Source organism: Chamaesiphon sp. (assembly GCF_041738855.1).
Taxonomy (GTDB): Bacteria; Cyanobacteriota; Cyanobacteriia; order Cyanobacteriales; family Chamaesiphonaceae; genus Chamaesiphon.
This window is the reverse complement of record NZ_JBGSPA010000211.1, coordinates 18,216-34,157: the sequence shown is the minus strand read 5'-3', so window position 1 is coordinate 34,157 and position 15,942 is coordinate 18,216. Positions and strand designations below refer to the sequence as shown.

Sequence of the window (15,942 nt, the reverse complement as noted above, 5' to 3'; positions counted from 1 at the left end):
TGACAGACATGGGATGATGTCTGACTCTTATGGGAGACGCAGTTTCTTGCCGTGGTATTTCTTCAATGCGATGTTCAGAATAAGTGCCGCTGTAGTAGCAGCTATTCTCGGACTGATTATCTTGCAAACCAGTCCGCAGTTGTTGCCAAATTTGGCTGGAAAATTACGTCAATATCCTGGTTTGGTGGCTCTGTGGGGGATTGGAGCGATTTTATCACTTGTCTTTGGCACTGTGTTTCTGGCAATTACGTTAATTGGCATTCCCTTGATTCCAATCCTGAGTCTGAGTGCGGTTGTCACTTCGTTAGTCGGTTCGCTCGGAGTAGCGTTGTTTGTCGGTCAACGTATCGACAGAAATAGTCAGCAGCTAGTATTACAGCAGTTCTTAATCGGTTTGGCGATCTTGACAGTGCTGACATTAATTCCGTTTTTAGGAGGCTTGGTAGTTTTCCTAATTAATCTGTTCGGTTTGGGTGTCATCTTGCTATGGCAATTTGGTAAAAACCAACCTCAAATGGCGGCTTAGATACGCTAGATCCCCGCTAGATTCCCATTAACATTATCCAATCGAGAAAACTACCATGATTACTCACAAAACTAAAGAAGTTTCACTCGATGAACTATGGGAATCAGCCCCCATCAGCGATTGCGCTTCAAGCACGCTAGGCGAACGAATATTTAATCCTGAATCCCTGACAAATCTACCTGAAACTGCTCGGCGATATCTAGAACATGCGATCGCACCTGAAACAAAGCTTGCTGCTGCGGTGCGCTTGAAAATGCACGGTGAAATTAAATTGAAAAAGTGGATTCCATTTACAGCCGAGCAAGTCATTTGCTGGGAACGGGGACTGATTTGGAGTGCTACAGCATGGATGAATGGCTTCTTACCAATTGTCGGATCGGATCGCATCATCGACGGCGGCGGTGCGATGCAGTGGAAGCTGTTGGGATTATTCCCTGTGATGACGGCGGATGGTGCGGATATTACGCGGTCTGCTATCGGTCGTCTCCAAGCAGAGTCAATGTGGCTACCGTCTGTGTTATGTGGCGATGAGGTTTCATGGACGAGCACAGAGTCATCGGATCTAGACTCTAGCTTACATTCCAGTTTTGTCGTGCAAGGCGATCGAGCCGAACTAGATTTCACCATCGTTGGCAAAGCCTCTCCTTTGGAGAATCGATCGGGTCGTCTCAAAACCTTCAAGCTACCACGCTGGGGCAATCCAGATGGTGCTGAGTTTCACGATCTGGACTTCGGTGGAATTGTAGAGGAAGAGGGGACATTTGGCGGTTACACCATTCCGACTCGTCTAAGGGTTGGCTGGTACTTTGGCACCGAGCGGTTTGAGTCAGAGGGCGAATTCTTCCGCTGCACGATCGATGATGCAATCTATCGGTAGTGGAAGATTCAAGCACTAATTAGGGGAAGTAGAATGAAAAGACTCTTGAGGAATAAACCTGCTGTTAAACTATCTCTACTATTCACAACAGTAGTTGCTTTGAGTATTTGGGTGAGAAGTAATCCGATTTTTATTCAGCATGAAAAATCATCATTTCCCGTTACAAATTCTACGACTATTCCCAATAATTTAGCCCAACAAATTCAACCGCAAGTCTATTGGTTAAAATCGAATCAAAACAAACTAACTGCTGATTTTCTCTAATTTGTAAACATAACCAACAACAGGAATTAATAACATGACCATACCAAATGACAACTTTCAAGAAAACGTCGAAACAATCCAGTCTGAATTAGTAACTGGAGAACATGAAGCGAAAACAGCAGAAAAGATTGGCGTAGAAGAATTTAGTATTCATGGTGATGCGCTCGGTGCCAAAATCAAAGAACTCGTTCATCAAGGCAACATTCGGCGAATTATTCTCAAAAATGAAGAGGGGCATATCTTAATTGAAATCCCTTTAACTGTCGGCGTGGTGGGTGGTGCCATCAGTGCGGCTTTCTTCCCGATTCTGGCGGCGGTGGGGTCGATTGGGGCGATGGTCGCTCATCTAACGATCGTGGTCGAAAAACGAGCATAATCTTGCTATTAAATGCTCAGGGTGATGTGCGATTTGTCGATCTTGATGTAAAGAGTGAATCTCCTGGTTCCACTAAATTAGAACCGCCAGAAAGGATTCGCTTTACCCTTTATTAATAGTGAATTGCTGATGAATAATTCCAAGCTTTCCAAATCTAGCAACGGTAGTTCTGCTCATGGGCGAGAACGAGGTATCGTCCTATCACCGCAGGGATGGCAGCGATTTCAGGTAGCCAAACAGCAAACAGAATCCGCACAGCACTGGGGCAAGCATCTCACCCAAGAAGACTTGAGCGATCGCACGGGACTTTCAATCAATACCCTCTATCGGGTGCTCAAGCGCGAATTGGGAGTCGTTGGCGTAGCCTATCGGAGATAATCGTCAATCGTTAGAGTACCTATTCGGGGCGTTTGGGCTGGAATTAACCAAGGCAGATCATATATCGGCGATGGCTACAGGTGAAGAATCGGATAGCCGACAGCCAAATTCGCACCAAGATTGGGATAATGCTGTGGATACATCAGTGTTCCACGGGCGCGAGCGAGAACTGGCGCGACTGTGGCAGTGGATTGTTGGCAACCGCTGTCGCGTGGTTGGGGTACTGGGAATGGAGGGGATTGGCAAAAGTTCGATCGCGGTCAAAGCTGCGATCCAGATCCAATCCGAGTTTGAGATTGTCGTGTGGCGCAGTCTTACTCATGCACCACCCTTGGCAGAGTTGCTGTCGAGTCTGCTGCAATTTCTAATGCCGCTCTATGGTGAAGATCCAGTGATTCCCCCCACGCTCGATCGAAAGTTCTCCAAGTTGATGCAATATCTGCGATCGCGTCGGTGTCTATTGATCCTGGATAATGTTGAAGTCATTTTAGACAGCCAACGAGTGGGACAATGGAGCGCAGGTTATGAAGCCTATGGACAACTACTCAAAACGATCGGCGAAACTCCTCACCAGAGTTGCTTATTATTTACCAGTCGCGAACAGCCCAGCGAAATGGCATCGATGGAAGGCAAACAGGGCACTTGCGCCGCGCTGTCTTTGACGGGACTCACCCTCACAGATGGACGCGCCATCTTTGACCAAAAAGGCGAATTTACAGGTACTACAGCCCACTGGCAGCAGCTAATTCAGCACTATGGCGGCAATCCGCTGATGCTAAAGATGGTAGCAGCCGCTACCCAATCGCTGTTCGACGGCAGCATCGCTGAGGTTATCACCGATCTCGACTGCGGAATTTTGGTATTTGCAGACATTATTGATTTGCTCGATCGACAGTTCGTTGGCGTAGCCTCTCAGAATGAGCATCGGTTATCCACAGCCGAGCAGAAAGTATTGTTTTGGTTGGCGATTCATCGTGAGCCAGTATCGATTGCCAAAATTCGTGAAAATATTGTCGGTTTGCCCCCTGAGCAAAGTGTACCCAAACAACTAAACTCACTGATGCGGCGATCGATCGTCGAAAAAACGGATGGGTTATTCTATTTACAGCCTGTGGTCATCGAGTATGTTACTCATTACCTCCGGTAGGCTACGCAAGATCCACCAATTAAGAGCGGACGTGATTTTCGGTGTCGATCTACTCTTCTAGCCTAGTCAGTATTCAGTAACTGTAACCATCGAGCGATTAGTAGCCATCCCCGTAAAGGATTGGATCGACTATTCCTTAACTTGCAGCTTAACTGGTGGATCTTGCATGGTGTAAATCGAGTAAAAGTTGAATAATGAAAACAACTAGCTACAGGGCTTGGGCAAAAAATCCAAACACAAATCAGGCTATTACTACCGATTACCTACGACGAAGCGCGGCTATTTCTAAGGCAAATGCTGTGCCTACGGCAGGCTACGCCAACGATCCCTAAAAATAGGCTAAATAAATTTATGTTGAAATTCAACCAAAGACTGGCTACATTAGCAATTTTATCAGGGATTTCAATTATTAGCACTATGGTAATTATTGCCAACTTAGCTGTCTTTGCACCTTCCTCTCGATCGAAATCAAACTTTGTTTACTTACAGAAAACGCTGATAGCTTACTAGACAAAATTAAGCTATTAGTTATTTAGATCTCAATCATCTATAAGATCCAACTCAAAAATCAAGCTTTAATTAACACAGGAAAACACTTATGTCTTACTTTCCAAAACTAGATCGGTTATCAAGTTCACTAATTCTTATTACTTGTGGTGCAATCCTGGCGGCAATTCCCAATCCTGCTGTAGCCGACTCCACATCTCCTAGTAATTATCAAAATTCTTGTCGGAATATTCAGGTTGACGGAGCAGATTTATCCGCACGCTGTCGTCGAGTCAATGGTGGCTCTAAGCGAACGTCAATTCCGATTCGAGGTATTGAGAATCGAAATGGGAATTTAGCTTACCTTTCAGATGCCACTGATTCTAGTAATTATCAAAATTCCTGTCGAAATATTCAGGTTTCTAGCACGTTTTTATCCGCCCGCTGTCGTCGCGTCAACGGTGGCTCTAACCTAACATCAATTCGGATTCGAGGCATTGAAAATCGAAATGGGAACTTAAACTATTTACGATAAACATCAAGGTCTAAATTTCATAAAAAATTGAGATGCTGTGAGGTAATACCGATCGTCATAGTGTCTCATTTGCCGCTGGTACAGCCGACCAGAGTTAATCGCATTCCACTGATAAAAATCAAACTTCTGCGGCACTGAATATGCGATCGGGTTTTTTCTCGTTCACCCTGTCTCGATCGTTAGCTGCCGTCCATCGATCGAACTCATTTTTAGTCTAACCCACAGATCGCTGTTGGGAATGGAGTTAATCGGCTTACAATAGGGAGTTGCAGCTTCCCAATAGCCACTTGTATATGCTCGAACCCTCACCCCGTCCGTCGATTCCTACTGCTACTTGGCAACGTCAGTTTCACCACGACTGGGACAAGCCCTATACTGTCCGCTATGAGAGTAATCTCGATGATGGGCCATTTCATGGGATGCCATTGGGTGGCTTTGGTGCAGGTTGTATCGGCAGATCCCATCGGGGTGAGTTCAATTTGTGGCACATCGACGGTGGCGAACATGTTTTTAAAAACCTTTTTGCCTGTCAGTTTAGTGTCTTCGAGCAGTCAGGTAATGGTGATACTCAGGCTTATGCCATGTCTACACAGGTACCTGAAGACGGTAGTTTAGATCGCTGGCAATGGTATCCCCAGACGACATCAGCAGGGCAAGGAACAGGTACTTATCAAGCTTTATACCCCCGCAGTTGGTATGCTTATGAAAATGTCTTCCAGGCGCAATTAACTTGCGAACAGTTTTCGCCGATTTGGGCGGATAATTATCAGGAGACTTCTTATCCGATCGCGATATTTGAATGGACGGCTCACAATCCCACGGACAAACCCATTACTCTGAGCATTTTACTGAGTTGGGAAAATACCGTCGGTTGGTTTGCAAATACCAATCCATCGAGCAAGGTTGAGATTCGCGATGATGGTAGTCCAGTTTATGATTATCAACCCCGGATCGGTGAGAGTGAGGGGAATTATAATCAGCGGATTGTCGATAATTATCGGGTGGGTTGTTTGCTCGATCGAGCGCACAAATCGGACGTACCCAGTGAAGGTGAGGGACAATGGTCGATCGCGAGTATTGCCAATCCCAGTGTAGAAGTATTTTATCATTCGCGGTGGAATCCGATCGGTAATGGTCGCGAAATTTGGGATAGTTTTGCCGCTGATGGTTCCCTCCCCGATATCGATGATGAAAGTGTCGCCAAGCAGGGGGAAAGAATTGCCGCAGCGATTACGATTCGATTTACAGTTAAACCAGGACAAACTAAAAAGATTCCGTTTACCCTCGCTTGGGATTTCCCGATTACTGAATTTGGTAAAGGGATAAATTACTATCGCCGCTATACAGATTTTTTCGGTCGATCGGGTGAAAATAGTTGGGCGATGGTGCGGACAGCTTTCAAACATTATGATACTTGGCAGCAGCAGATAATTAACTGGCAACAACCAATACTCGATCGATCGGATCTCCCTGATTGGTTCAAGATGGCATTATTTAATGAGCTATATTTACTTACCGATGGTGGGACATTGTGGACGGCTGCTGACGATCGCGATCCGGTGGGACAATTTGGCGTATTAGAATGCCTGGATTATCGCTGGTATGAAAGTTTAGATGTCCGCTTATATGGCTCCTTTTCTGTCCTCTTACTTTGGCCGAAATTAGAAAAATCGATCTTAATTGCCTTCGCTAGAGCCATCCATACCGAGGATACAAATCAACGCCTCATCGGTTACTATGTCCAAACCGCATTTGGCTATGAAGATCGTCCCCAAAATGTCGATCGATCTGAGATGATGGCACCTCGAAAAACACTCCATGCCACCCCCCACGATCTCGGCGCACCGAATGAACACCCGTGGGAAAAGACTAACTATACCTGTTATCAAGATTGCAATCTCTGGAAAGATTTGGGCAGCGATTTTGTCTTACAAGTTTATCGCGCCTATATATTTACAGATAAAACCGATCTCGAATTTCTCGCCGAATGTTGGACAGCAATTGTCGATACTTTAGCCTATCTCAAACAGTTCGATCTCGATAACGATGGGATGATTGAAAACTCCGGCGCACCCGATCAAACCTTCGATGATTGGCGACTGCAAGGAATTAGTGCTTATTGTGGTGGATTGTGGCTAGCTGCATTGGAAGCAGCGATCGCGATCGGTCAGATCCTATCCCAACAATACCACGGCAAACTCACACCTAAACCTACTGAAATCATCCCTCAATATCAAGCCTGGTTAGATACAGCCAAACCCATCTATCAACAACAACTCTGGAATGGTAGTTACTACCGTATCGATACGGGTAGCAGTTCCGCAGTAGTGATGGCAGATCAATTGTGCGGTCAATTCTACGCCAAGCTGCTAGAACTAGATGATATCGTGCCCCTACACTGCGCTCAAACTGCCCTAGAAACCGTCTATCAATCCTGTTTCCTCAATTTCCAAGGCGGTAAATTTGGAGCCGCCAATGGGGTCAAAATCGACGGCACACCATCAAATCCCAAAGATACCCATCCCCTGGAAGTATGGACGGGAATTAACTTCGGGATTGCCGCCTTTTTAGTCCAAATGGGAATGCGCGAGGAAGCGTTGAAATTAGCCGAGACAATTGTCGAGCAGGTGTATAGTAACGGGTTGCAATTTAGAACACCTGAAGCGATTACTTCCGCCGGAACTTTTCGCGCTAGTCACTACCTCAGAGCGATGGCAATTTGGGGGATTTATCATACTTTATTACTGTAATGACACCGCGCGATCGCGATCTTTAAATTAAGATTTAGATCCCGATAATTAAGTAGCTAGGCGTAAATATTGATTAGATAGCAGTTGCGTAAACTTTAACTGGTGGGCAGTGCCCACCCTACTAGCTAGATCCCCGACTTCTTGGAGAAGTCGGGGATCTGATTGTATTTTAGTTTTTAGAAACTACCCGAGCATCAATCCCACCCTTTGGTCCCAATGTCACCCCGCGTCGCGCCGGAATTGCTGGTGATTTGCTCGTGAGTTCGAGTTGACAGTGAGACAGGGTTTCAACGATGACTAATTTCATTTCCAACTGAGCTAGTGCCATGCCGATACAGCGACGACTACCACCGCCGAAGGGGAGATACTCATAAGGAGAAAATTGACGTTCTAAAAAGCGTTCTGGTTTAAATAGATGCGGTTCGGGGTAGAGATCTTCGCGATGATGGGTGAGATAAATACAGCCGACAACTACCATATCAGCGGGAATTTCATATCCTTGAACTGAAACTGGTTCCTGAGTAATGCGGGGAAATGTCAACATGCCGACTGGATAAATTCGCAATGTTTCCGAACATACTGCATTTAAATAAGGTAATCGGCTAATCGTCAATGGATCGCGTTCTGTGCCGATAGTGGCAATTTCTGCTACCAATTTTGCTTTGACTTCGGGTAGATAATTAATCCAATAAATCGCCCAAGCGAGAGCAGTTGCGGTAGTTTCATGTCCGGCAAATAACAGCGTCATCAGTTCGTCATGTAGCTCGACGTCGCTCATCCCATTACCTTCCGCATCTTTCGAGCCGATTAATAGATTCAAAATATCCGATCGATCTGGTTGATAATTGCGACGACGATCGGCAATCTCTGCATATAGTAACCGATCGAGTTCTGCGCGATCGCGCAAAAATCGACCCCACGGACTCCACGCACCTAAATCTTGCTGTAATGCGGGGATAAATAAGAAACTAGACTTGACTGGTGATTCGATTAATGAGATGACTTGGATCAACTTCTCTTGAATCCGTTCGTAACGTTCGCCTTCATAGAGTCCAAAGACAGTTTGCAAAATCACCGAAAGCGAAATTGATTGCATTTGTGTTCGGAGATTGATAGTTTCATCAACCTGCCACCCTGCCACCAAATCTCGCGTCAGCTTGCAAATAAGATCTGTATACACCCGAATTTTATCGCCATGAAATTGGGGCATCAATAACTGTCGGCGTTGACGATGTTCGCCCCCATCTAATAAGATTACCCCGCGATCGCCCAAAAAAGGCTTTAAGATCCCATTGATCGAACCAGGTGCGGCAAATTGTTTGGCATCACCAGTTAATACCTGTTGAATTGCCTTAGGATCGCTCAAGAATACACAATTATTAAATACGCCAGACATCTTAATCTTGAAGATATCACCATACTCGCGCTCGGAATGATGCAAATAATCGATCGGTTCGGTAATCCACTGCCAAAGCTGAATCGGACTCGGTGATTTAACTGTAGGTAGTAGTGCAGGCATATTTTGAATCATGTCAGATCTATTGCTCTATTATTATCCGATCGTTGTCATCTTTGTGCATCCCTAACAGCCGAACGAGTTATCATGTGGATACCAATATTGACTCACAAGGAGACGATCTGATGAGTGTAACTATCGCCAAGTGGACGATCGCACAATATCATGAGCTAGTGGCTACAGGTATTTTGGACGATCGACGGGTGGAGTTATTAGCAGGAGATATTGTCGAGATGCCACAAGAAGGAATACCCCACGTCGTCTACTGTGGCAGAACAGTTGAATATCTGCGAGAGTTGCTTAGAGATCGGGCTAAAGTTCGAGAGACTCATCCGATTACCTTACCTAATAACTCCGAGCCAGAGCCAGATGTCGCCATCGTACGCGCTCCAGATACTCAATATCTCGCTCACCATCCCTATCCAGAGGATATATTTTGGTTGATTGAATACTCCGATACTACTCTATCTAAAGATCTCAATACCAAGCAACGAATCTACGCTCAGGCGGGGATTTTGGAATATTGGGTAGTCAATTTGCAAGCATCAGAATTAATCGTATTTAGAGGTGTAGGTAATGATGGTTATCAGACAGAAAATAGATTAAATGATGGATCGATCGTGCCTTTATCTTTTCCAGATATTATAGTTAATATTCGCAAATTATTTAGTATTTAATCATTAGTCACGCATTATGAACATACCATTATGTTATATCCCCGACTTCTCCAACAAGTCGGGGATATGCCCTCATGGCGATCGATCAGCACCAACATTAACAACTAATAAAGATTTTCTTCTTGATGAGTCACAATTGTACAATTAGATATAGGATAAGATACGCAAAGTAAAACATATCCAGCCTCGATTTGGTCGTCATCTAGGAAAGATTGGTCTGATTGGTCGATTTCTCCAGCCGTAATTTTTCCCGCACAAGTAGAGCAAGCACCAGCCCGACAAGAATAAGGTAGATCGAATCCTTGTTCTTCGGCTGCATCTAAAATATAGGTATCACCAGCAACATTAATAGTGTGATTTAGACCTTCAGCTTCGTTGATTAGAGTAACTTTATAGGTACCGCCATAACTCTGTGTATTTATAGAAACTGGAATTACTCTTTCCTCTTGTTCGATCTGTGTAGCTAATAATGTAGCTACTTCGAGCATCCTCGATTTAGCTTCCTCTGGATATCTCTTCGTTTCAGATCGATCGACTATAGCTTTTTCGGCGATATCGATCCAATCACTTTTATATGCAATTTTCTGGACTTTGTGAGCGGGATTTTGAATCTGATAGATTTGATAATTATCGTCATCTAACGATCGCTCGACGACATAGAGCCAGAAGTTAGTATTTCGTTCTAAAGCTGTTTCAAATTGCGGCTTACTGACTAATACACTATCCCACTTACCACCTTTAGATTTTACCTCGATCGTGCGGACAGCTTCACCATCAGCATTGCGAGAGAGAATATCAAAACCACGATTGTTATGAGGTTTGACTTCGGGAAATCTTCCCTGTTGTTTTTCGTAGGCTACAACTTTAGCAATCCCACATTCGTCGATTTCATCTCGCTTATCTTTGTGAATATAAGGTTCGTAGGATGCTTCCATGATTTTAGATTTTATAGCTACACTTGTTGGTGGATCGATTTCAGAGCTAGTATATTCTCTTGAATTTATCTGTTGAATTGAGACTTCTATTTCCTCATCTTCATCATCTAATTCTAGATAATCTGTTTGGGCTATTAATTCTTTCGCCGAGTTGAAATTAGGGTTAACTAGCTCTTTGCTGTCAGCATCTTCCTCTGAATCATCATCCCAATCATGGATGTATTCTTCATTTTGAGGAATTGTATAATTGTTAGAATGCACACTATCTCCAATGATTTGGGTGCTACTATCTTCCCAGTCTGGTAGAGTATCTAGTTGACGAACTCTGAGGTTGTTTAACTTCCGATCGATCGCACTTGGCTCGACATCTATCATAGAGAGTAGATCGTTTAATGCATATTTACCGATCGATTGATTCAGACAAGTAGCAAGATAATTTCTCATGATATCTCGATCGTCTAAATCACACCGTAGATAGAATTTAGACTGTTCGCGATCGCAGTAATAATCTCCAGATACATTACTAGCGATTTGTTCTTGCTCTAGATAGAGATCGGTAATAATCGCGGTGGCGGGAATAATACTAATTTGGTTTAGCCAAGCTAAATTTATGTCCTCTTCGATGTTTTGATGCCGTAGCAATCGTAATAATCCATGCTGGAATTCTCGCGAACGAATATTTTTCGCCCACCGATTGCAAAGATCGATCGATTCACCATCGCGACTGATATTAAACTTTCCTTGGGGTTGTTCGATGACATCGATCGCCATCGACGGAGCCTGGGCTAGACGGGCGAGGAAGGTGAATATTTGAGGATGGAGGATAGAAACGACTCCCATCTCGCGGATGCTCTCCAATCGCCACGGAGCATCAGGAATGATTACGTCTTCTGCATCGAGTAAATAGCCATCTTCGGTTAATAGGGATAAATTCCAGTCATCTAAGATCGATCGATTTATAACGATTTCATTGGCAATTCGGCGGAGTAATTCGAGCGCGCATTTGCGATCGTCTTCACCTAATGGCTCCCCATCAGCAGCTTCGGCAATTTCGTCTACTAGCTCTAGATAGTCATCAATTGAGGGTGTTAATTTTTGTCCTAATACTTCAAATAGTTTGCGGATTTCTGGCTTGTCTGTCTGAAGTTGAACGCGCCAAGGATTGAGGTAACTAATGTCTGACTGGAAGGTGTTTTTCGCTTGCAAAAATTCAGTACCATTCCAAAGACAGGGTATGTGGTCGAAATGCTCTTTCAACCAATCTCCGTACTGACTGATGATACTCCGACTTGCGAGGAAATCGTATACTCTGTAGATGGCTGAATTGAAGTTGTCTGAAAGAGGTAATTCATTGGATACACTTTCTGCCCATAGAGCAATTAATTTATCTAAATGAGCGACGACTTGTTCCCACTTATCCACTCCAAACTCTAAACCTAACGCCTTTTTCACCTCTGGCTTTAGATCTATAGACTGCGCTAATAATGGACGTTGACTGGCGATTAAATAACCATGCTCCCGCAGTGCTATTTGACTACCTGGATATAGTCGATTTGCTGGAATCAGAGCGGCTGGATATTTTTGCAAACTATTTGCAGATATCGCGACTGGGAGCCAAGCATATTCTTTGAGAGCATGAATTAACTTAGTTTTGCCATCATCGAGCGTTGCATTTTCTAATTTACTCCAGTGAGTATTGATATATTTGAGGGTATTGAGACAAGATTCCTCGACACCATCACCACCAATTCTTTGAGATCGGGCAATTAATTCAAATACAAATCCTAGTAGATCTTGAGGTTTAATCTCATTGAGCATCCCTAACTTACTAAAAAAATCAAGCCAGTCTTGCCAATTTTCAGAGTCTTTGGTATCTTCAGAGTCTTTAACGTAAAAATTTCGATCGGGTATCGGTGCAAGATCGCCTAAAATATCTTTAATTACTGCTTCTTTCGGATCGTATATATTTACAATCGGATGTAAATACCCATCGCCACATGATACCAGTGGAGTGGTATTTATTAACTGCTTAAATTCTTTTGCTTTCTCCGAGTCGCGTTTTCTAATCTCTTTGAGCGCAAGATCGTAATTCTCACGAATCCAAGTTAGAGCTGCTAGTTGTTCGCTGTTGTCAATCTTATCATAGTTAGGAATGATAAAATCTTGAATAAAGGTAGCTCGATCGAGTGTCTTTGCACCTAAGAGATCGAATAATGGTTTCCAGCTTTGACTATCTCCCAATTTTAACAGATGTAGATCTTCATCGATTGCAGGTAAGTCATCTGCACCCAATAGATAGACATTTTCATCGATTAGAGAGACTAATTCATTATTAGTAGTTGGATAAATTTTCAGTTGATGGAGATTTTTCTTGAAATCTTCACTATTTTTAATGATTCCGAGATCGCCCACTAGCAAATCTAAAAGCTGGTGATAATAATTGCAATAGGCTGGTAACTGGTAATTTTCTCGCGTTGCTAGAGTACCGATTAGATCTAGGGAGTTGAATCTCCAGATAAATTGCTCTGGATGCTTTTTGATGAATTTGTCAATCGCAAGGAACAGAGCTTCTGGTGCTTCAATAGATAAAATATCAAAGAAAATGACAATCTGACTGATGGCTACATCTCCACCTAGATCTTTGCACAATAGAGGAGTTTCAATTACACCTCCCCGATAAAGATTACCGTCACTACCTGGTACTAATGGAACTTGCTTGAGTTCGTTAGGGAGATCTCCATTCACGTCAGTAAAATACTGATAGACTTTAATCAACCACTGTAGATCTGGCGATTGAGAATCATCTAACTTTAGTGCAGTACAAATTGCTTCTTCGTCTATAACTTCTGATAGATGTTCCGCTACGAGAATAGGAGTCATAGCAACGATTCCATCGCAGTTGTTTAAGCTAGAAAAATCTTTGACTATATCTTCATCGAGAAACCACTCAGGTACATTACTAAAGATATCTCTAACAATCTGCTCTCCAGTATAAATATTGTCTTGAGATTGATAACCAAATACTTGCAGCGAACCATCTGCTAATAAAGCTAATGGTAAACCCTGAAGATCTCGATGATTATCACTCAGACATTGCTCCAGTAGAATATAAATCCAGTCTCGTCGTCGCAAACTTGGTAATGGTGCATTCTCAAGGGAGCATCCTAAACTTCCCGATCTTTTGAGATAATCTATCAGGTTCCTTGTACTAAAATTATCTAACTTGATTTCAGCCTTGGTAAATGCAGTAGTAATTCGAGCGGGTAATGGTGGGTTGGGGAAAATGAAACCATCCGCACTCAGTGGCTCAAATAGCTGCTCTCTAACAGTAGAAAGTAATTTCACCGCACTGGGTGTAAACCATTTTCTGGCGGGGGTAGCTCTAATTACTGGCAGATCGTCTAATAGTCTGAGAAAATGTTTGTATAAGTGTCCGATCGCGACATCTTTGACAGGATCGACAGCCCAGAAACTATAAAAATAGAGCGGATCTGCATCGCCAATATCGGCAACTAAATCTCGGACTAATTTAGCACAAGCGTGAGCGACTGTATATTTGATTAGCAACTCATTCCACTGCACCCGATTCGCATCGCGTCCAGATAAATTGCTCCCACTGGTTAATTTAGTACGGGAAGAATCGAGATCGAAAAAGCCATTAATATGAATCGGTAAGCCAGATTCAGATAGCGGTAAAAAGCAATAAGTCCGCCCGACAAAAGCTCGTTCTTTGCCATCGGTACTATGTGTCGAAATTCTCGCCGCTGCACCCGCCCAAGGTACGGCTTTTTCCTGTTGCTGGGCTAATTCTTTAATGATTCCTAATAACTGCTCTTGTCTGTCTACCCGCAGCATTCCGACTACGCGCCAATCGGAGGTGATAGTATTTTCGGGCGTAATTGTTTGAATCTGATGGCGATAGGAGACAATCGGCAGCTCCGAAGGTCGATTTTGACACATCTGCCAAAAATCGGCGGGAGACTGCTTTAAGGCGGCTTGGAGCCGCTCTCGCTGGGCGATTACTTCACTGCCATTAGTCGTAGTGACGCTCAGTAATTTACGAACGGTGCCATCACTCTCGATCGATCTTACCTCGATCTCAATTACTGATTTGAGGAAGATTAAAAACTCCTCACCCATCCGACTCAAATCGGCTAACAACGGCTCGACATTCTTTTCCCTGAGAAATGGTTGAGTCCGAATTTTGCTGCATTCTGCTTGTGCTGGAGTTCGCAAGGGTAGCCGGAAGATCGTACCATTAAAATTAGTCGCTCCTGGCTCCAATCCACCAGGTGCGTAGACAGCCATAAATTCAGGAGCATCCCACCAGCCATCAGCCAATAACCAACTCCGCCCAGGCTCCCCTGCATTTGTCCCTGGAATAGCGGTAGCATGAGGATCGAAAAAGACGATACGATCGCGGGAAATAAAGCTAGGATAATCAGTAACATGATAAACCGAGTTAAACCCAACTCCAAATCTTCCTGTCTTCCATAAAGTTTCCCGTTTGCCACTTTCGCCCAAACTCTGGATATTTTCAAAATCCTCATCGGAAAAAACCGAGTCATTGTAGACTACCATCGCCGCACCCATCAACTCCCGCATCCTGGGATCTGGGAGATTATGACAAGTGTGTTGTCGCCAGTCAAAAGTAATATGAATCCGCTTCGCACCAGCATCATCAGCATTTTGGATTAACTCTTTGATAATTCCCACCCCTTCTGGATAGTCGTGAATCAGATTGCGAAGCCTGACGGTGAGCGGTTCTCTTTGAAAGCAAGCAATACCCGTGTTTTGAATTTGGAACGACATTGGGGCAAGGATGATGATTAGACTATATCTATACTTCCCACGATGTCTATTATTTGAACTATATTTATATAGCAACCGCCAAGGCAGTTAGGACAGCACAGCGATTAAAATCGCCGCTAGTGCTGCAAAGTCCGCCTGTATTGATGCGCTAAACCCTCGGCAAAGCCTACGTATCGCGCATCGCTACGCGGACTGAGATCTAGAGTGTCTTAACCGATGTGGCGACTGCTGTACTTCTATTTCCAAACTAATTACGCTTTCGACCACAATACATCTACACCATACTGAGTCAAAACCTCATCTGCTGTTACCAAAGTCATGCTTTCAATCTGTGCTTGGGCTACCAGGATTCTGCCTTTAAGGATCGCGATGTAATAAGGGTTAAGTCTGCTGGGATGTCAGCATTGAAATCAGCAGGTACTTGGAATAGTCCTCGATCGATCCCCATACTACTACGCTTGTCGAGTTTACTCGCGTTGGCGTAGCCTCTGTGCAAGAGAATCGGTACCAATTTAGCTACTGGTACCCCTCGATTGGCGATGATGATTTCTTCTCCCAGCTCTACTCGCGACAGTAGTTGGGACAGATGGGTTTTGGCTTGGTGAATATTGACAGTATCCATAATTTGTAACTTAGTTTCCAAACTAAGTCTATCTTAACCAA

Annotated in this window: 11 protein-coding genes and 2 pseudogenes; 9 read left to right on the top strand and 4 right to left on the bottom strand. The window is 43.9% G+C overall.

What is annotated here, in order from left to right; genetic code table 11:
• The 8 genes and pseudogenes from ACEW9I_RS24035 to ACEW9I_RS24000 all read left to right on the top strand — a co-directional run.
• Positions 1 to 526, top strand: a pseudogene (locus tag ACEW9I_RS24035) (hypothetical protein); the annotation flags it as partial.
• Positions 527 to 581: 55 nt separating this feature from the next.
• Positions 582 to 1,403 carry a DUF6544 family protein gene (locus ACEW9I_RS24030; RefSeq protein ID WP_373542858.1) on the top strand — a complete coding sequence of 274 codons (822 nt, stop codon included), beginning with the start codon at positions 582 to 584 and terminating at the stop codon, positions 1,401 to 1,403.
• 33 nt (positions 1,404 to 1,436) lie between these two features.
• Positions 1,437 to 1,667: a hypothetical protein gene (locus ACEW9I_RS24025; protein ID WP_373542857.1), complete on the top strand. Its 231-nt coding sequence runs from the start codon at positions 1,437 to 1,439 to the stop codon at positions 1,665 to 1,667.
• Between the two features lie 34 nt (positions 1,668 to 1,701).
• Positions 1,702 to 2,043 carry a DUF4342 domain-containing protein gene (locus ACEW9I_RS24020; RefSeq protein WP_373542856.1) on the top strand — a complete coding sequence of 114 codons (342 nt, stop codon included), beginning with the start codon at positions 1,702 to 1,704 and terminating at the stop codon, positions 2,041 to 2,043.
• Between the two features lie 129 nt (positions 2,044 to 2,172).
• Positions 2,173 to 2,421: a hypothetical protein gene (locus ACEW9I_RS24015; RefSeq protein WP_373542855.1), complete on the top strand. Its 249-nt coding sequence runs from the start codon at positions 2,173 to 2,175 to the stop codon at positions 2,419 to 2,421.
• 70 nt (positions 2,422 to 2,491) lie between these two features.
• Positions 2,492 to 3,568, top strand: a complete 1,077-nt coding sequence (locus ACEW9I_RS24010) for an NB-ARC domain-containing protein (RefSeq protein WP_373542854.1) — start codon at positions 2,492 to 2,494, stop codon at positions 3,566 to 3,568.
• 598 nt (positions 3,569 to 4,166) lie between these two features.
• Positions 4,167 to 4,589 carry a CVNH domain-containing protein gene (locus tag ACEW9I_RS24005; protein WP_373542853.1) on the top strand — a complete coding sequence of 141 codons (423 nt, stop codon included), beginning with the start codon at positions 4,167 to 4,169 and terminating at the stop codon, positions 4,587 to 4,589.
• A gap of 293 nt (positions 4,590 to 4,882) precedes the next feature.
• Positions 4,883 to 7,339 carry a GH116 family glycosyl hydrolase gene (locus tag ACEW9I_RS24000; RefSeq protein ID WP_373542852.1) on the top strand — a complete coding sequence of 819 codons (2,457 nt, stop codon included), beginning with the start codon at positions 4,883 to 4,885 and terminating at the stop codon, positions 7,337 to 7,339.
• A 169-nt stretch (positions 7,340 to 7,508) separates the two neighbouring features.
• Here the strand turns inward: ACEW9I_RS24000 and ACEW9I_RS23995 are convergent, their stop codons facing one another.
• Positions 7,509 to 8,870 carry a cytochrome P450 gene (locus ACEW9I_RS23995; RefSeq protein WP_373542851.1) on the bottom strand — a complete coding sequence of 454 codons (1,362 nt, stop codon included), beginning with the start codon at positions 8,868 to 8,870 and terminating at the stop codon, positions 7,509 to 7,511.
• Between the two features lie 110 nt (positions 8,871 to 8,980).
• On the opposite strand from ACEW9I_RS23995, the gene ACEW9I_RS23990 reads away from it, so the two are divergent.
• Positions 8,981 to 9,532, top strand: a complete 552-nt coding sequence (locus tag ACEW9I_RS23990) for a Uma2 family endonuclease (protein ID WP_373542850.1) — start codon at positions 8,981 to 8,983, stop codon at positions 9,530 to 9,532.
• A 104-nt stretch (positions 9,533 to 9,636) separates the two neighbouring features.
• Here the strand turns inward: ACEW9I_RS23990 and ACEW9I_RS23985 are convergent, their stop codons facing one another.
• The 3 genes and pseudogenes from ACEW9I_RS23985 to ACEW9I_RS23975 all read right to left on the bottom strand — a co-directional run bounded on the left by ACEW9I_RS23985 (position 9,637) and on the right by ACEW9I_RS23975 (position 15,901).
• Entirely contained in the window at positions 9,637 to 9,954 is a 318-nt protein-coding gene (locus ACEW9I_RS23985; RefSeq protein ID WP_373542861.1) for a ferredoxin, read from the bottom strand.
• A gap of 204 nt (positions 9,955 to 10,158) precedes the next feature.
• Positions 10,159 to 15,279 (bottom strand): annotated as a pseudogene (locus tag ACEW9I_RS23980) (sacsin N-terminal ATP-binding-like domain-containing protein); the annotation flags it as partial.
• A 340-nt stretch (positions 15,280 to 15,619) separates the two neighbouring features.
• Complete coding sequence (locus ACEW9I_RS23975; protein WP_373542860.1) at positions 15,620 to 15,901, bottom strand: type II toxin-antitoxin system Phd/YefM family antitoxin; 282 nt, start codon at positions 15,899 to 15,901, stop codon at positions 15,620 to 15,622.
• Positions 15,902 to 15,942: the final 41 nt, after the last annotated feature.